Raw genomic sequence first — 18443 nt, 5'->3', positions numbered from 1 at the left:
AGTCCAGCACTATTTGGGTGTTGGTGGATAGCATTATGCTCTTATTTCCAAATTACAATCTGAAGAAATAAAAAAATACATTCATCAGAAACGAAGCTGGGGTGCTGTACCTATTACTGTCACACTAGGTAAAAGTATCTGGAAAACATCTATATTTCCTGACAAGCAATCAGAGGGCTATTTACTGCCGCTTAAAGCAGAGATTCGCAAAAAAGAGAAGATATATTCAGGAGATCATATTTCTTTTTCGATTCTGTTATAAGTTTTAATGGGCAAGCTTTGAGTAGGTATATTTGACCACTAGTGAGGCTGTATTGAATAAGTCAACTCATATCGCTGTAAAACCCTTACAACGTGATTTTAGCTTAAACGTTTAGACCCATTGGTACAGGCAATGATGCGTGAATTAATGATTTCGCTTTTTGGATGAGCTTTTAAATTTTTATATTAAGCTTCAGTCGTAAATCCTTTTTAAAGCATAGATCAACATAAACGCTCCGTCATCCTAGTCTTTTCCCAAATGGGGAATGGGCTTTCAATACCCATATGATTCATGCAACATGATCATTTTGACTTATAAAAGAGATACAAAATTTCATAAATAATGTTAAAACTAATAAACTAAGCGCTTAATACATTTAAACATTCATTAATAAAGATAGGCAGTTCAAAAGTCGAGCGTGATGAAATATATAAATTGTTGTCGTTTACCACTTCGCGATCAAAAACCACAGCGCCAGCGTCTTTAAGTTCTTTGAGGATATCTTCAATTGAGGTTAAGCGCCGTCCAATGGCAATTTGTGCATCGATAAGCAAATGGCTACTGTAACAACATAAAAAAATAGGTTTTTGCGCATTGGCAAAATTACGTAAAAAATCAATAAATCGTTCATCTTCTTTAAGATGATAAGGGGAATATCCACCCGGAATCATCAGCGCATCAAAATCCCGAACAGAGATTTCATCAATACCTAAATCTATACTGACCGAAGATTTTCTTTGTTTGCTATACACAATATTCCCCGCAGACTTTTCAATATTGCGCACAGAATGGCTTGCAGCTCGAAAAGCTTCAACGGGATGATGATATTCCGCATCTTCGAAATCATGGGTAATGAGAACAGCGATTTTTTTATTCATATTCTATGACTCGAAATGCGCTTATGCTTTTTATCATAGAGCGCAATGCTTAAAATTCTATAGCTGCTTTGTAATTCATTTTGTGGTCAGAAAAGTTATAAAGTGATGACATTTTATTCAATATATAAGTTGAAAGTGAAACATTGAAAAATGCACTATTGCCCAACAAATTAAACTGAACTATTGTTATACTGTCAGTGGTCTAAAACATAGACTTCTCGTAATTCTCGACTTTAAAGGGCGACATAACAATGATCAACGATGATCAAAAAACGACTTCTCTAGATCTTGCTCAAATCCGTGAAGATATTGACTCTGTAGATCAGCAAATCCAACAACTTATCAATCGCCGTGCAAAACTGGCGGAATCAGTTGCTAAAGCAAAATTTGCAGCAGAAGAGAATCCGTTATTTTATCGTCCTGAACGTGAAGCACAGGTTTTACGTCAAGTTATGGAGCGCAATGAAGGGCCATTGTCAGATCAAACCATGGCACGTTTATTCCGTGAAATTATGTCTGCATGTTTGGCACTTGAAGCACCACAAAGTATTGCATTTTTAGGTCCAGTCGGCACTTATACCCATTCTGCTGTATTAAAACATTTTGGTCAGGATGCTGTGGTTCGTCCACTACCAACGATCGATGAAGTGTTCCGTGAGGTTGAAGCGGGCAGTGCACATTATGGTTTAGTTCCAGTTGAGAACTCATCTGAAGGTGTGGTCAACCATACTTTAGACTGTTTTAAAGCATCGCATTTAAATGTGATTGGTGAAGTTGAATTGCGTATTCATCACCAATTCCTGATTTCTTCAAATACTCGTAAAGACAGTATTAAACAAATTTATGCACATCAACAAACACTTGCGCAATGCCGTAAATGGTTAGATGCACATTATCCGGGTGTAGAGCGTGTTGCTTTAAGCTCAAATGCAGAGGCTGCACGCCGTATTCGCAATGAATGGCATTCAGCAGCAATTGCATCTGATGTGGCTGCAAGTATCTACGACTTAGAAGTTCTCCACGGCAATATTGAAGATAACCCTGAAAATACGACACGATTCTTGGTCATTGGTCGTGAAAAAGTACCACAAAGTGGCAATGATAAAACCTCATTACTGATTTCAGCACATGACCGTGCAGGGGCTTTATTGGAAATTCTTGCACCATTTGCAAAACACAACATTAGTTTGACCAGTATTGAAACCCGTCCAGCATTACCTGAAAAATGGGCGTATGTATTCTTCATTGATCTTGAAGGTCATGTGGAACAGGACAATGTTAAAGCGGCGATTGAAGATATTCGTCCACTGGTTAAAGAAGTACGTGTACTGGGTTCATATCCGATTGCTGTGCTTTGATGTCGTTGTGAAATAGGTAGTTCAAAATCGTTATGTCACAACCTTTATTTAAAAAAGTTGCCTTTATTGGACTTGGACTGATTGGTTCAAGTCTAGCCCGTGTGATTGCAGCCGAACATCTTGCTGAAAATGTTGTTGCATCTACACGCTCAAAAAAAACATTGGAAGATGCAAAAGCTTTAGGAATTATTTCTGCGGGTTTTAGTGATCCTGTAGAAGCGGTAAAAGATGCAGATTTAATCGTTCTGGCTTTACCCGTTCGCGCGACACAGAAAGTGCTTGAAACGATTCAAGCTTATGTTTCTGAAAACGCCATCATTACCGATGTCGGCAGTACCAAAGGGAATGTGGTGGCTGCGGCACATGCTGTTTATGGTGAAAATCTTCCTGTAGGTTTTGTACCTGGTCATCCAATTGCTGGTGCAGAACATACAGGTGTCCATGCTGGTAAAGTTGACTTATTTGTGAATCATAAAGTGATTCTAACGCCGTTGCCGAGCAGTGCTGATTGGGCAGTTGAAAAACTGATTCAGCTTTGGCAGGCTGCAAAAGCAGAAGTCATTTGTATGGATGTGGACAAACATGATGAAGTGTTGGCACATACCAGTCATTTACCGCATCTGATGGCATTTAATCTGGTCGAACAGCTTGCAAATCGTGAAGATAACTTAGATATTTTCCGTTATGCCGCTGGAGGTTTTCGTGACTTCTCACGTATTGCTGCCAGTGATCCGCAGATGTGGCATGATATATTTTTTGCCAATAAAACAGCCATATTGAAAGCAGTTGATGGTTTTGAAACGCAACTTGCGACATTACGTCAACTGATTGAAGATGAGAATTCACAAGCCCTGATGGGATTGCTAGGACATGCACAAGCGGCACGACAGCATTTCAATCATATGCTCGCCAATAAACCTTTGATGGAGAAAAATAAGGTGACACAACAATTTACCATTTTGCCGGGTGAGAAGACATTTAAAGGTAAATTTACCGTGCCGGGTGACAAGTCAGTGTCACATCGTTCCATCATGTTTGGTGCAATCGCTGAAGGTACAACCCACGTTACAGGTTTCCTTGAAGGTGAAGATGCTTTAGCAACACTTCAAGCATTTCGCGATATGGGGGTCAGTATTGAAGGCCCTAAAAATGGTGAAGTGACCATTCATGGTGTGGGTATTCATGGTTTAAAAGCACCCAAAACGGCACTGTATATGGGTAATTCTGGTACATCGATGCGTTTGCTTTCAGGCATGCTTTCAGCACAACAGTTTGACTCTGTGATGACGGGTGATGCGTCTTTGTCTAAGCGTCCAATGGAGCGTATAGCAAAACCTTTACGTGAAATGGGTGCGCAAATTCAAACCACGGGTGAACGTGGTACTCCGCCTGTTTCTATCACTGGCGCTCAAGCCTTGAAAGGCATTCATTACGATTTGCCAATGGCATCTGCGCAAGTCAAATCTGGGATTTTATTGGCAGGTCTATGGGCAGAGGGTGAAACTTCTGTGATTGAACCTGAACCAACCCGTGACCATACTGAGCGTATGTTACGTGCTTTTGGTTATGCTGTAAAAACGGAAGGTAATCGTATTTCACTACACGGTGGTGGCAAGTTGGTTGGGACAGAGATTCAAGTGCCTTCTGATATTTCTTCTGCTGCATTCTTTATGGTGGGTGCTGCCATTACTGAAGGTTCAGATATTACCCTTGAAGCTGTTGGGATTAATCCAACTCGTACAGGCGTAATCGAAATCCTGAAGCAAATGGGTGCAGACTTAACTGTTGAAAATGAACGAATTGCAGGCGGTGAGCCGATTGCTGATATACGTATCCGTGGTACCCGTACATTGAAAGGCATTCATATGCCTGAAGATCAAGTACCGTTGGCAATTGACGAGTTTCCATCTTTGTTTATTGCTGCTGCATGTGCTGAAGGGCAAACGGTGTTGACAGGTGCCGCTGAATTACGGGTTAAAGAGTCTGATCGTATCCAAGTGATGGCAGATGGTTTAAAAACCATGGGGATTGATTGTACGCCAACTGATGATGGCATCATCATTGAAGGAAAAGGTAAATCGGGCGACTGGTCTGCTATTTTCTCTGGCGGTGAAATTGAATCGCACCATGACCATCGTATTGCAATGAGTTTTTCGATGGCGGGTTTACGTAACTCAGGCGAGATCAAGATTATCGGTACCGAAACTGTAGCAACAAGTTTCCCAACATTTACTGAACTCACTAATCAGGCGGGGCTTCAGATTCAAGTCACCGAATAAATCAGTCCTTGTCTAATATTTGTATAATTAATTAAAAACAGCCAAGCAAATGCTTGGCTGTTTTGTTTATATTGCTTATTCTAAAACCATACAACTATAAAGCCTTTTGGATGAAGCAATGAGAACATTACAATTTACAGCAAACTGTGAGAATCATATTAACAGTCACAACCATGGTGAAAATGTATGTTATGTCACTCAGGAATACGTGACGACCTTGTTGTTAAAACAACTGTCTCAATATGGCTTTAAAGCGGAAACAACACACTCCGATGAAGACCTTGCTGTCAGCGTAGAAAATCATCCAATTGGTTTGGGGGTTAATTGTCATTTAAATGATCAAGGATTATTAACTTGTGAAATTTCAGCCCATGCTGATGAAGAGCAAGCATGGTTTAAGAAGATTGCAACCCAGAGCATGATTAAGCAATTGGCAAATGCTGTAGAAAATACATTAAAAGAAGATGATGCGTTTAGTGGATTTGAATGGAAAGTATAAGCAGGGCTAGAGAAGATACTTATGCAATTACAAACATTTATCGATAAATTTTCAGTAGATCAGGCGGGAAACACAGTAAGCCCTGAAACTGTAAAAAAATATCAAGCGTATTTACCTGAAGCGCTCTTAGAGCTTTGGCAAAATCATGGTTTTGGCTTCTATGGTAACGGTTTGCTACAGATCATTAACCCTGAGCTTTATCAAGATGTGCTTTGGTCATGGTTAATGAAAGATCAACCTGATATGACCCGATTACCCATTGCTATTTCGGCATTTGGTTTGGTGTTTTATTATCGTTTATTGAGCGATGATGGCGATGAGGATGTATCCTTTATCGACCCGCACAACTCGGATATTGGGGTAACAGCTTGGTCATTAACAGATTTTTTTAATGACTGGATTTGTGATGATGAGATCATTGAGCAATTTTTAGAAAAATCAGCCTTAGCAAAGGCACAAACTCAATATGGTAAATTAACTGATAATCAAATGTATTGTTATCTTCCTGCACTGAGATTGGGTGGGCGTGCCAGTGATCTCAATTTAGATAAGGGTGATGCAGCTACACATTTAGATTTTTTATATCAACTTGCTGTGAATAACTGATTTAAAAATCATTCAAAATAGATGTTTAGAAATGACAGTTTGATTGAGATAAAACTGTCATTTCTATTATGAATTAAATTATGCTATTACTCGACACGTAACCATGTTTGGCTACGACCTACTGCTGAAATACCGAAATATCCACGAAGAAATAGTTTCTTGCCATTTGGGCTGACTTTACCTTTTAAGCGATAGATTTTACCTGAAACTGGGTCAATAATTTTCCCATCAGTATAACTCACATGATCATCTGTCTTTAGCCCAGAGATTACCTGTAAGCCAATAATTGGCTTGTTGGTATAAGGTGCAGGGCAATTGGTGCAAAATTCTTTTGGGGTGTAGCCTGGGCGTGGTGTTGCTTTTAATGCTGTACCCGCATAGGTACCGTTACTTTGTTTTTCAATTTTAACCAGTCCCTTTGCTTCACCAGTTTTGTCATCGATATAACGCCAAGTTCCCACGATATCTTCTGCAAAAGCTGTCGATGTTAAAAATGCGATACATGCTGACCCCAATAAAACTCTCATCATTTCCCTTATTCCTTAAGTGGGTATTTTCTACTTTAAAATCATACTTATTTAAGGCGTTGATTATATAATGAATAGTTGGGTCATTTATTTACATAATGTGCCAATAAGTATGAAATTTAAAATGAATTGGCACATAAAGATAAGCAATTGATGAGCTTGTAAACTGGATTTAGCATAGCAGTAGCTTATGTGATGACACTCACCTTAAAAATATCATTGATTGCTTCAAAGTGAATTTCACAATCTAAGAATTTTTGAATCATTTCAGCTTGTGTCGTAGTGTGTTCACTGACAACTTGAGCAGTAAATGCACCGCCTTTACCTAAAGCTAAAGGCAATAAAAGTTGGTCTGCTAGATATTCGTCAGCCACAGCATCGCAAGCTAAAAAGGATTTAACTTCTTTGGCTAAATCATGCGCTACTTTTTCTGCACTTTTCTTCATTTCACCTAACGCAGAAAATACTTGTTGGTGGTGTTGGTAATTTAACACCACAAAAGCCGTATTCCCTTGACTAATCCCTTGAAAATTTAGTCTATTACGTTGGCTTAAGCTCAATTTGTTATGCAATACTTCCAGTTCACGATCCGCAATATTCTGTTGAATATTTAAAGCAGCGGCATAGCCATGTATTTCCAGTAATTTGCCTTTATCTAATACTGAATATTCAAGCTTATCTATCCACGGATAAGTTGTAATATTGATTTGACCTGCACCAATTGGAAAGAAACCAGCACGTTCGCATTCAAAGTCGACTTTTATTCCAAGTTTATGAAGAGCAGGTAGAAAACAAGACTCTATGAAATCTGCAGTCGGTGCCATTGGATTATGTGTTCCGCCGTGGATACTGATGTGACTGATTTCATTTTGCATCATCAGCGCAGGCAGTAGTGTTTGTAAAACCAATACTGTGCTGCCCGCTGAACCAATATGAAAATCATATTTATCCGCTTGAACTTGTTGGGGTTGAAAATATAATTTTTGTGAATGTAGTTCAGCACCTTCCACAATGGCATTACTGATGCGTTGTGATGCTTGTACACAGACTAAATGCTGTCGCATTAAGCCCGGCTTTTTACGCCCTGCACGAATATTCACAAGCTCAAATGGAATACCCGTTAACATAGACAATGAAAGGGCAGTTCTTAAAATTTGCCCTCCACCTTCACCTTGTGAGCCATCAATTTGGATGGTTTTATTTTTTACTAATGTGTTCATTTTGTTCTTCATCATTTCTTTCTAAATCATTCGGTTTTCGAACATGTTTTAAAAATCGTAATTCACTTACACTATATTGTTGATAATTATCTTGTGCCTCTGCTAATGAGATTGCATTTGCACCACTTTTTGAATTTGGATGAATATTTTGTACAGGATCATCTTCCCAAAAACAAACTGGATAAATCTCAAAGTCAAAATTACCCGAAGGTTGATCTCTCGTGTAATGATGACAACAAGAACAAGGGTAATTCATTAAAAATTCCTAAAAGGGGTGAACATACTGTCAGTGCATGGTGATGCTCAGTGCATTGTAACTTTGCTTTCACAAAGGTTTGCCTTGTACGTAGTGATGGGTTGATTTGTGCTTAAAGTTTTAAGCTAACCCGCTCGCTCATCAAGCCACTACACCTTATTTTCAATCCTGTGTTGTGGAGGTGGGGGATCTTGCACTCGCCCAGTATGTTCGGGTTTTCTCAAATGACGAATCACTTGAGATAAGGTGAAATATATTGTCAGTACGTGGTAATGCAGTGTGAATAGTTACTCTGATTCACAAAGGTTTAAGTGATGAAAGGTGATGGATTTGATTGGTGCGTTTCCGCTCTAAATCCGCTTCGCTGTCATTACCCAAAAATGATGCTGACTTTTATTTCAATCTATACAGCCTTAGATCTTGTACTCGCCCAATATATTTCGAGGTCTGATAGGGTAGGCCCTATCAAAGCTTTTAAATGATGGCTTTAAACGTCAAGTAAATCAACTTGCCAATTGGTGGCTTGTATCAATACATTCAAGTCGCGTAATTTGGCACTGATATCATCGGATTGTTTTTGCAATGATGATACTGGAATGACCTTATGCCATTTTATTTCACGTGTACTATAGCGGTCAGGCTCACGTTGTGTGTTGCTGATGGCAGACGTTAAAATTTTATGGCGCTCGACAAGCTCATCACGTTGAGTAAGTAAAGCCAATAATGAACGACCATCTGTTAATTTTGCCAAAGCATTAGTTTGATGAATGGCATAAACAAGTTTTTGGGATTCTTGAGTTAATGCAAATACTTGCTTTAATAACTCGTTTGGATCCTCGGATGGCTCATCACCGTCTTGTACCAATACGTTCGCATTGATACGTTGTTTTAATGAAGCGAGTTTCTTTTGTTGATCGCTTCGTAATAAGAGTGCTTCTGCAAGTTTCATTTTATTTTCCTTATCGCTTTTAATAGTCAATAAATATTTAACACAACGATTTCATATAAAGTTTGCTGGGGGTGTATCAACTGGGATTGATTCGGCAAATTCTATAATGTCTTCTAAAATTTGAATTTCATACCAAGTGGTCATGGAATTATAATCATCGTCTTCAGGTAGATCATAATTACAAAATTCTAAATAAGAATAATCCAATGCATCATCCTAAATTGAACATTCATGGCCCCAAGCTAAAGCCCAATAGCATTGTTTAGATTTTACAATCTAAACTCGCTAATTTATGCATCAACTAACCCTTTACACAAACAATCTGACTTAAGGTATAAACAACTTCCACCAAATCGCTTTGCGCTTTCATCACATCTTCAATTGGCTTATACGCAGATGGAATCTCATCAATCACGGCTGCATCTTTACGGCATTCTACACCTTTGGTTTGTTCAATCTGATCTTCCACAGTAAACAACTTTTTCGCTGCAGTACGGCTATGTACACGACCGGCACCATGCGAACATGAACAGAAAGACTCCTGATTTCCCTTACCTTTGACAATAAAAGACTTGGCACCCATTGAACCCGGAATAATTCCATACTCACCCAAACGGGCACGTACAGCACCTTTACGTGTCACCAGTACTTCCTGACCAAAGTGTTCTTCTTTATCCACATAATTATGGTGGCAATTAACGGCTTCAACTTTGGCATTAAATGGTTTGTTGATGATGATTCGTAAAGCTTGAACCGCAGCTTCCATCATTAACTCACGGTTTTTCATGGCAAATCGTTGTGCCCAACCCACCGCAAACCAATAATCATCAAAGTGTTCGGTACCTTCCACTAAATAAGCTAAATCTTTATCAGGCAGGTTAATAAAATGCTTTTGCATATCTTTACGTGCAAGCTCAATAAAGTGGTTACCAATCGCATTTCCAACACCACGAGAACCTGAGTGCAACATAATCCATACTTGTTGATGCTCATCTAAACAGACTTCAACAAAATGGTTTCCAGTTCCCAAAGTACCTAACTGTTTATGGTTGTTGGTATTTTTTAAACGGGGATGCTTGGCACAGATATATTCAAAATCAGTCACCAACTCAGCCCAAGCCTGATCAACACGTGCAGTAGGTGTATCCCATGAACCTCGGTCACGACGACCACGACCTTTGGTCATACCATGTGGAATTAAACGTTCAAGTTCGGTACGCAGAGCGTGTAAGTTATCTGGTAAATCTGATGCGCTTAGCGAAGTACGTGCGGCCATCATTCCACAGCCAATATCTACACCGACCGCAGCAGGGATGATTGCGCCTTTGGTTGGAATTACACTCCCAATCGTTGCTCCGATTCCTACATGTACATCTGGCATTACTGCCATCCATTTATAAATAAATGGCATTTGTGCTGTCTTTAATAATTGGTCTTTCGATTTCTCATCGACAGGGACACCTTTGGTCCACATTTTTATAGGAACACCTTTAGCATCCTGAATTACGTTATAAGTACGTTCCTGTGCTAAGGAAGTTTGTTTTTCGATTTGTTCTGCGACTAACATAGACATTGCTTTGATCCTTTTCAAAACCTGCCTGCCAAGCGGTTGCAAGCAGGTGATATTTATATACATCTCATGATGTATGCTCTATATATTGCAGAGAGTGTGCCAAGTTTTATGGGTTTGAGATTTTTATTTATAAATTATTGATTTATAATTAATAAATAAATTTAAATTTTATTTTAAATGTGCATTTTAAAAAAATATGCAAATTTAAATATTATTTTAGATAGTAATTTATCTATTTTTATATTTTAAATAAAATATAAAACAACCAATTCCTAAACATAATAAGAAAAGGAGGCTAAAACCAATTGAAAAGATGAGGCTTATTTGGGAGCCTTGTAAATATGTAAATAAAGTGATTGAAAATATTAGGCTATAAATACTACTAAGGAAATATCTTCCACAATGTGGTGCAAATTTAGTTGTAAAATAGCCAAGCCAAATAGCTATTGGGAATATTGATATAATTGAAAAATAATAAATTTTTGAGCAGGTTGGGATATCTTCTTGCTGGAAACCGCAGCCCAAAGTGAGTGAAAGTAAGAAAATGACATAGAAGAAAAATAAGAATACAAAAATTACTAAAGGAAATAAGAGGAAAGCAAACCAAGTACGCATTGTTATTATTCAGGATATCTATCATGTTACAGATTATAGTATGAAATCTAGCTTGGGAGAATTTCTTCTCCCAAGCTGAGTTTGATGAAATTTGTGAATCTTAATTTTTGTTCATATCCCATACCGTATTATCATCAGTTGGTTGATAATGTTCTTCGATATGGATTTTTAACCTCAGTGCGAGAGGATCATCTTCTAGGATTTGACTATGCCCATGTAAAAGTTTCAGTTCGCTTTTTTTACGACTTTTACTTGGCGGTTTTTCATGATAGTTCTGGCACTTCTTATACCAGTGGTTAGTTTCTAAATAGTACTTTTTGACTCTTAGTTTCTCTAAAGCAAGATCAAGATTGTTATCGTCAACAATAACTTGTATAGACATAATTTGCGTTTTACAGACTGACACCTGTCTTTGGTTTTAAGTTGAGTCTCCAAGCTAGCAAATTTTTTATTGATTCACAAGCATCGCTTTTAAACATGATGAGTTTAAAAAGAAAAGCAGGCACAAACGTTAAGATCAGATTTTGTGAATGAACACGATAGGAGGGCTTAAACCCTGCACTAAGGTATTACCATGTAATCCAATCTATATTTGTGACTGCTTATTGCGTAAATCTATTTATTATAATGAGAGTACATCAACAAAAGGCTGAAGACAGTCGTGGCTCTACCAACTGAGCTACTGTATCTTGTCATACAGGGTGGTATCGAAGCACCGACAAACGCGTAATGTAGTCCTCAAAGCATTTGATCTACTTTCATTATTGCATATACAAGATCAAAAAAAGTTGGTGTTGGATATGTGCAGTACCCGAAATACTGTGCGTGAGATCGCGATGTAATCCAACAGGCATTTGATCGTTTAAATATAGGTCACAAGTCCATCAACAAATTTGATTATAAGACAAACAATTCACCGCTTTTGCTTTAAGCGACTGTATATATACAGCAGAGGAATCTAACCTCTGATCTGTGAATTCTAATGTAGTCCTATGAGTATTTGATGGACTGATGACCCCAGCATATTTTCATATACTGCCCTACAAGTGAATCAACAAGTTTTTCAAAGACATTCGTGCCTTACCACTTGGCGACCATCATCGAAATGATGGGGTGGATTCGAACCACCGATGACGTCAATTTTAAGATGTAGTCCTTGAAGCATTTGATTCTTTTACTGCTTTACATAAACAAAATGTTAAAGACGTTTCGTTGCTCTATCCAACTGAGCTACTTTTCAAACTTGGAAAAGCGTGAAAAGGGTGGATTTGAACCACCGAACTACGCATTAAAGATGTAGTCCTTAACGCATTTTATGCGATGTATTTTGCCAACAAAGGTGTCGATAAAACATCAATTATTCAAAGTAATGTAGTTCTATCTGCATTTGGCAATTTCTTACTTAGCACAACAATTAAATATAGAAACAGCATAATCTTGAAATGTAGTTCCTATGGCATTTGTGCTTTTTATCTAACCCAGTCTTATCAAGTATGGACATTGTTAAATGTAAACACTTGAAGAGACTCGATCAAATTTGTTTATACATTCAGCTTGCATAAAGCTGAGTTTGTATAATATCTATTTTTTCAATTTCGTTTACCCAATGATCTGCATGCATTTCATTTTTGGCAAAACTTTCAATCAGTTGAAATACCGTATCGGAAAATCCACCGATATTCATCACATCGCTATGTTCAGGCATTTGTGTGGTGGTATAGGGTTGCAAATCAACACACACCAGTTTTGCAGCAGGGTTATGCTGTTTTAACTGTTTCCAATAATGCATCATCCCTGTTTTTCGATGTGATCTTGGAACTTGATCTGCCCATGATTCATTATCAGAAAAGTAAATTACCATATCAACTTTGGCATTTTCTTTCACTAACAGTTCCAAAGGCTTAGAGCAATCAGTTCCTCCACCACACATGCTGGCAAACTTTTTAGCCAAAGCAAAAATATCAATTTCTGAATTTTGCTGTTTTCCAAAATTTTTTCGTTTTAAATATTCCTGTACTTTGCTGAAATTGGATAATTGACGAACTTCAGTATCAAACGGCATCAAACGAATATTTGGATTTACATATTTAAATGCACTAGCAAATAATGCAGCAGCATCTACGCAACGCAACTGAGAGGTTGCACCCTGACGATAACCCGTCACAGAACTCGACATCGAACCGGAAACATCAATCGCAATCACCACATTTCCTTCAAGTTTCGGTACATTGGCGATGGCGCGCTGCATAGCAAACTTTAGCGCATTGGCAATTTCATGTGGCATATCCTCTGCAAGTGCTGACCAAGCCATCATCAATTGATATGGAAATACTCGACTTTTGGCTATGGCTTGCTCATCCATCAATTTATCGGCAATGATTTTTGTCATTCCTTTGATTTTAAAAACATCATGGCGTAAGAAGGTATTTAAGTTCATACGTAGCATTTGCCAAGAACCATTTTTTGCAATTTCGGCCCATTGTTTCGCATTCAAATTTAAATTGGTTAGAAGCTGCATCGGCACTTTAGGTACTTGTGTTGCTGTTCCCAATCGAAACTCTTCTAATGCTTGCACTTGAGTCGGTAGTTGGACAAGTTGGTATTCTTTTCCTAGGACATAGGCAAAAAAAGCATCGTGTTGAACTGTCTTTGGTTTTGGATGGGTCATTTTTAACACATCAGCAAGTGAAGGGCTGTTTCCAATATTGGCCGCAATCAATTGTTGATCCGATGCTGAAAGAATCCATTCATTGACCATACGTTTCGGTAATGAACCTAATGACTTACGACCAATCATTCCAGAGCGCATGATTTGAACAAAATTTCTCAACTGTTTTCCATTATCAATAATCAAAGGAAAAACTTGCTTAAATAATTCTGCATCAAGTTCAGAAAGTAAAGCCAATAACACCACTGGTGTATCTTTCATATGTGCCTTTTGGCGTGCATAAATTGCAGTTTTAGCCACAAATTCAGGCTCTACTTCAAGCGCTAGGTTTAGAATATTATCAAGTTGCACTTGTGCATTTTGATAAAAGGTCTGATTCAGTGTACCTGTTGCAGCAAGCTGCGCTAATGCGGCACGAGATTTTAATTTATATGCGCGACCACCAGCTTCGTTGTATTCAATGGTTTTTGGTTTTGCCTGTTGTTTAGAGGCAAAAATTGTCTTGTTCGCCATGACAGCATCCTCAAGTGATTTTTTAATTTCTTGAGATAGATATTGCAGAGAGTGTGCCAAGTTTTGCTTTGGAATGAATTTTTATTTTTAAATGACTGATTTTATGAGTTTAAAAGTTTTAAAAGTTCAGTGGTTGTTTATTTTTAAATTTAAAAGTTATAAAATAAAATATCTTTATTTATAGGTTTTTATCTTTATTTCTATTTTTAAAGTAAAAAATCAATGAGCCTAATGTTGTGCAAATAAAAAAGGACACTAACTCCAGCTAAAAGCAAAGTTAGTTGGGATATAGTCAATCTATTAAAAAACTCAGACACAAAAAGATGTTTTTTTAATTCATATTTTTAATTAAATTAATTGCATGGCGGAATAAACTATTTGAATATAAAAAGCTTGCACTGCCATACCTTACATTTAAAGTTTAAATAGCTTTTCGTAGGGGATACCAAACCTTGCGCTGCAAACAAAGCCGTGCTTTGTTTTGCTCATGTTGGACGAGGGGTAGATCCTGTCCCCCCGCATTCCTACACACAATGGGCGATATCCATGTCGCCACACGATAGAACGATCATCTATGATTCAACAATATTGCATAGCGTTAAATTGAAGTTGGGAAAATTACTTTTCCCAAGGTTTTCCAGAGCGAAGCTGTGTTAATTCGCCGTGCATATTTAGTTCATACTGACCAAAATCATCAGCAATATAAAAATTACCATGATAGTACTGGGCAATTTCATCACCAATGCTTTGCACACCTTGTGCATCGTGGTAACGGGCACTGAGATGGGTTGCAATTAAATTGGATAGCCGAATCGATTCGGCAAACTCAGCGACCATTTTCGCAGAACTGTGCATTGGAGCTGCACCTACTTTATCCAATACAGCTTGGGTATAGGTGGTTTCATGAATCAGTAGTGCCGCATCCTGACAAGCGTTGGATAGTAATTCTGGCTGGTCGTTATCTCCACCGACAATGGCGTAAACACTTTGAGTGTTTTGAATGAGAACATCTTGACTTAAGATGGACTGCCCATTCCACTCAATATTTTGACCTTGTTGTAGATCGCCCCAGAGTTTACCTTTCGGAATTTTGAGTTGATTTAAAACCTCAGTATTGAGTTTGCGCTGAGTTTGTGTCGCTTTAAAGCCATAAGCATAACTTGTCACACGGTGGTGTAAGTGATGAACGTCAATAGAAATATGCTCATCCAATTGCAATGGACTCGTCAATGTATTTACATCGATAAAATGTATTGGATAAGGCAGGAAAAGTTCAGTGAATTGACAGGTTACTTCTAACCATTGCTGAATTTCTTTGGGTGCAATCAGCGTGATTGGATCTTTACGTGCATTCATACCAGCACTTGCCAGTAAACCCATCAAGCCATAACAATGATCGCCGTGTACATGCGTAATGCAAATGGCTTTTAAATGTTGTAAAGAGAGTTTTGCTTGTTGAATACGATGCTGTGTACCTTCGCCTGCATCAAGCAATATCCAGTCTTTGCTTTTGCAATAATGAATCGCTAAACCTGACACATTGCGTGTTAATGTGGGCACACCAGAGGATGTCCCTAAGAATGTAAACTGTAACATGAGGAATTAAAACCTATTGAATATTTAAAATGTTTTCTATGATTGTTTTTACAACAAAGCAGGGTGGATTCCATCAAAAAAGTGTCGAATCAGACGGTGATGGGAGAAGTGAGTAAAAGCTTTGTACATCAATAGTATAGTCGCATTATATTCAAAAGAGAAACTGAGATTTTTAAAATATTAAAAAATGACGGTATAAACAATATTTGATTTTTGACAAAATAAAACTATGCTTTAAGCAAGATATATAAAATTATATAGATTTATAGAAATATGCAAAAATTTAAAAAAACAGTCGTGATTGGTTTTGTGGGTTCTACTTTAGATCAAGGGAAAAAACTTGATCGCTGGCAACGCTGGCGTCCCACCATGAGTTTGTTGATGCATGAAGATTTAGTGGTTGATGAGCTGGTTTTGTTACATGATCGCCGTAATGTCAGCTTAATTGATCATTTGCGACAAGATGCTTTAGAAATCTCACCACAAACCCAGATTACTGGCCATAAGGTGAATATCCGTGATCCCTGGGATTTTTCGGATATGTATGGTGCATTATATGACTTTGTAAAATCATATTCTTTTGATACTGAGAACAATCATTATCTATTACATATCACCACAGGTACGCATGTTGCGCAAATATGTTGGTATTTATTAATTGATGCGCATTATTTACCAGCCAAACTCATTCAAAGTGCACCTACAGGTAAACAACAACCTGAGGGTGAATATCGGATTATAGATTTAGATTTATCTCGATATGCAGCATTAACCCAGCGGTTTGAACATGAACAGTCTGAAAATTGGCAGCAGTTAAAAGCCAATATTGCCACGAAGAACCAAAACTTTAATCAAATGATTCAAGAAGTAGAGCTGGTTGCAACACGCTCAAGTGCGCCAATTTTGATTATGGGTGCAACAGGGGTCGGTAAGTCGCATTTAGCCAAGCAAATTTATCAATTGAAAAAGGAAAAATTTCATCTTTCAGGACGCTTTATTGATGTGAACTGCGCAACGCTGGTTGGTGATAGTGCGATGTCGACATTATTTGGTCATAGTAAAGGTGCATTTACAGGCGCTATTGCAGCACGTACTGGCTATTTAAAAAGTGCGGATAATGGCATTTTATTTCTCGATGAAATCGGCGAGCTAGGGTTGGATGAGCAAGCCATGTTGCTCAAGGCCTTGGAGGATAAGTCATTCTTTCCTGTAGGAAGTGATAAAGAGGTTCAGGCTGACTTTCAGTTGATTGCTGGAACCAATCGAGATTTACGTGAGGAAGTCCGTGCAGGGCGGTTCCGTGAAGATCTATGGGCTCGCTTAAATACATGGACCTTCTTTTTACCGAGCTTAAAAGATCGTGTGGAAGATATTGAACCGAACATCACCTTTGAGTTACAGCGTTTTGCTGTTGCGCATCAACGGCAGTTACGTTTTCATACCGATGCCTTAGAAAAATATTTAAAATTTGCGCAATCTTTGGATGCCAGTTGGCAAGGGAATTTTCGTGATTTAACTGCAAGCGTGACGCGTATGGCAACTTTAGCCAATGGCGAGCGTATTGGTTTACATGAAGTAAATGCTGAGATTGGCCGACTACAACAAATTTGGAATATTGCTGAAAATAAAGATGCTTTAACCCAATCGTCACTGATGAAAATTTTAAGTGCTGAACAAGTGGCGCAGATTGATGAATTTGATCGTATTCAATTGCAGGGGGTGATTGAGGTTTGCCAAAAATCGAAATCCATGGCCGATGCTGGCCGGCGTTTATTTTCTGTATCTCGTGAGCAAAGACAAACCACCAACGACAGTGATCGCGTGAAAAAGTATTTGGCGAAATTTGCTCTGAGTTGGGATGATGTGAACGGATAAATAAAGTGAATCATTCACCTTATTTATCCTAGAATTCTTTTTAAATTCAGATTTATGGCACAAGAAGAAAACGCGAAATTGCGATTCTTAACTGCTTTAAATAACCTGTAAAGAAATGGTTTGCACCTGGCAATACGGTAATTAAATGGCGCTGTGGTTTCGCCCATTCAAGCAAATCAGAGAGTTTAGTCGTCGGATCTGCTTCACCGTGTACAAATAGGATATCGCCTTTAATTGCTGGGGTAACATAATGACGCAGACCATCTACAGTGGATGTTGGTAAACCACATAAGATCACTTGTTGCGGTTTAATTTCATCAGGTAGCGCATGATAGGCTTTTGCCATTACATGTGCACCAAAACTAAAACCGCCAACATAGAAAGGTAGACTTTTGTGTAATTGTCTAACGTGTCTAATGACCTCTAGAATATCTTCAGTTTCAGCAAAGCCTTCATCATGGATTCCATCGCTTTGTCCAGAACCACGAAAACTTGGGCGATAGACCACACAACCCTGTTCAGAGAGGATTTGTGCAAGTAAAGCAGGAACTTTATGTTGAGGTGTACCACCTTGCAGTGGGTGAGGATGACAAACGACAGCAAAACCTTTTACTTCGCCCACAGGATAGTCAACAAAAACTTCAATTTTGCCAACCGAACCTTGAATGAACAGTTGTTCGGACATAATTTAAACGATCATAAGCAGGGAAGTGCGATAGTTTACCGATTCTGTTCACAGAAAACATGAATTGGAATTAAAATATCCCGA

The 18443-nt window shown here is 38.3% G+C and carries 16 protein-coding genes; 6 read left to right on the top strand and 10 right to left on the bottom strand.

Annotated elements, in window-relative coordinates:
* The first annotated feature begins 43 nt into the window (after nucleotides 1–43).
* Nucleotides 44–262 carry a DUF1905 domain-containing protein gene (locus tag MTO68_RS14660; RefSeq protein WP_347814814.1) on the top strand — a complete coding sequence of 73 codons (219 nt, stop codon included), beginning with the start codon at nucleotides 44–46 and terminating at the stop codon, nucleotides 260–262.
* Nucleotides 263–621: 359 nt separating this feature from the next.
* On the opposite strand, the gene MTO68_RS14655 is transcribed toward MTO68_RS14660, so the two are convergent.
* On the bottom strand, nucleotides 622–1140 hold the full coding sequence (locus MTO68_RS14655) for a DJ-1/PfpI/YhbO family deglycase/protease (RefSeq protein WP_004719237.1): 519 nt from the start codon (nucleotides 1138–1140) through the stop codon (nucleotides 622–624).
* A 251-nt stretch (nucleotides 1141–1391) separates the two neighbouring features.
* Between MTO68_RS14655 and pheA the strand changes: the two genes are divergently transcribed.
* The 4 genes from pheA to MTO68_RS14635 all read left to right on the top strand — a co-directional run bounded on the left by pheA (nucleotide 1392) and on the right by MTO68_RS14635 (nucleotide 5882).
* A complete protein-coding gene (pheA, locus tag MTO68_RS14650; protein WP_004719240.1) occupies nucleotides 1392–2498 on the top strand; it encodes a prephenate dehydratase in 1107 nt (368 codons plus the stop codon).
* Nucleotides 2499–2530: 32 nt separating this feature from the next.
* On the top strand, nucleotides 2531–4777 hold the full coding sequence (locus MTO68_RS14645) for a bifunctional prephenate dehydrogenase/3-phosphoshikimate 1-carboxyvinyltransferase (RefSeq protein ID WP_244013086.1): 2247 nt from the start codon (nucleotides 2531–2533) through the stop codon (nucleotides 4775–4777).
* Nucleotides 4778–4895: 118 nt separating this feature from the next.
* A complete protein-coding gene (locus MTO68_RS14640) occupies nucleotides 4896–5276 on the top strand; it encodes a hypothetical protein (protein ID WP_004822559.1) in 381 nt (126 codons plus the stop codon).
* A gap of 21 nt (nucleotides 5277–5297) precedes the next feature.
* Nucleotides 5298–5882 carry a GAD-like domain-containing protein gene (locus MTO68_RS14635; protein ID WP_239045365.1) on the top strand — a complete coding sequence of 195 codons (585 nt, stop codon included), beginning with the start codon at nucleotides 5298–5300 and terminating at the stop codon, nucleotides 5880–5882.
* An 86-nt stretch (nucleotides 5883–5968) separates the two neighbouring features.
* Here the strand turns inward: MTO68_RS14635 and MTO68_RS14630 are convergent, their stop codons facing one another.
* From MTO68_RS14630 to MTO68_RS14595, 8 genes are all read right to left on the bottom strand, one after another.
* Nucleotides 5969–6412 (bottom strand): DUF2147 domain-containing protein, encoded by a 444-nt coding sequence (locus MTO68_RS14630; protein ID WP_244013084.1) that lies wholly within the window; start codon nucleotides 6410–6412, stop codon nucleotides 5969–5971.
* Between the two features lie 185 nt (nucleotides 6413–6597).
* Entirely contained in the window at nucleotides 6598–7629 is a 1032-nt protein-coding gene (gene rtcA / locus MTO68_RS14625; protein WP_244013082.1) for an RNA 3'-terminal phosphate cyclase, read from the bottom strand.
* Nucleotides 7607–7885: a CPCC family cysteine-rich protein gene (locus MTO68_RS14620; protein WP_244013080.1), complete on the bottom strand. Its 279-nt coding sequence runs from the start codon at nucleotides 7883–7885 to the stop codon at nucleotides 7607–7609. The genes rtcA and MTO68_RS14620 overlap by 23 nt, the downstream gene beginning before the upstream one ends.
* Nucleotides 7886–8372: 487 nt before the next feature.
* Nucleotides 8373–8834: a DIP1984 family protein gene (locus MTO68_RS14615; RefSeq protein ID WP_004822548.1), complete on the bottom strand. Its 462-nt coding sequence runs from the start codon at nucleotides 8832–8834 to the stop codon at nucleotides 8373–8375.
* A gap of 301 nt (nucleotides 8835–9135) precedes the next feature.
* Nucleotides 9136–10401 carry an RtcB family protein gene (locus MTO68_RS14610; protein WP_244015981.1) on the bottom strand — a complete coding sequence of 422 codons (1266 nt, stop codon included), beginning with the start codon at nucleotides 10399–10401 and terminating at the stop codon, nucleotides 9136–9138.
* Nucleotides 10402–11122: 721 nt separating this feature from the next.
* Nucleotides 11123–11404, bottom strand: coding sequence for a hypothetical protein (locus MTO68_RS14605; RefSeq protein WP_209828500.1), 282 nt, complete (start codon nucleotides 11402–11404; stop codon nucleotides 11123–11125).
* Nucleotides 11405–12571: 1167 nt separating this feature from the next.
* Nucleotides 12572–14203 carry a TROVE domain-containing protein gene (locus MTO68_RS14600; protein ID WP_244013078.1) on the bottom strand — a complete coding sequence of 544 codons (1632 nt, stop codon included), beginning with the start codon at nucleotides 14201–14203 and terminating at the stop codon, nucleotides 12572–12574.
* 618 nt (nucleotides 14204–14821) lie between these two features.
* A complete protein-coding gene (locus MTO68_RS14595) occupies nucleotides 14822–15799 on the bottom strand; it encodes a ribonuclease Z (protein WP_244013076.1) in 978 nt (325 codons plus the stop codon).
* A 273-nt stretch (nucleotides 15800–16072) separates the two neighbouring features.
* Between MTO68_RS14595 and rtcR the strand changes: the two genes are divergently transcribed.
* The gene (rtcR, locus tag MTO68_RS14590) at nucleotides 16073–17674 is read left to right on the top strand and encodes an RNA repair transcriptional activator RtcR (protein ID WP_244013074.1); all 1602 of its coding nucleotides are present in this window, start codon (nucleotides 16073–16075) and stop codon (nucleotides 17672–17674) included.
* Nucleotides 17675–17726: 52 nt separating this feature from the next.
* Here the strand turns inward: rtcR and MTO68_RS14585 are convergent, their stop codons facing one another.
* A complete protein-coding gene (locus MTO68_RS14585) occupies nucleotides 17727–18359 on the bottom strand; it encodes an alpha/beta fold hydrolase (RefSeq protein ID WP_004719268.1) in 633 nt (210 codons plus the stop codon).
* Nucleotides 18360–18443 lie beyond the last annotated feature (84 nt).

The organism is Acinetobacter sp. NyZ410 (genome assembly GCF_022828975.1).
GTDB lineage: Bacteria > Pseudomonadota > Gammaproteobacteria > Pseudomonadales > Moraxellaceae > Acinetobacter > Acinetobacter guillouiae.
Note: the sequence above shows the minus strand (reverse complement) of the source record. Positions and strands in the feature narration are given on the sequence as shown.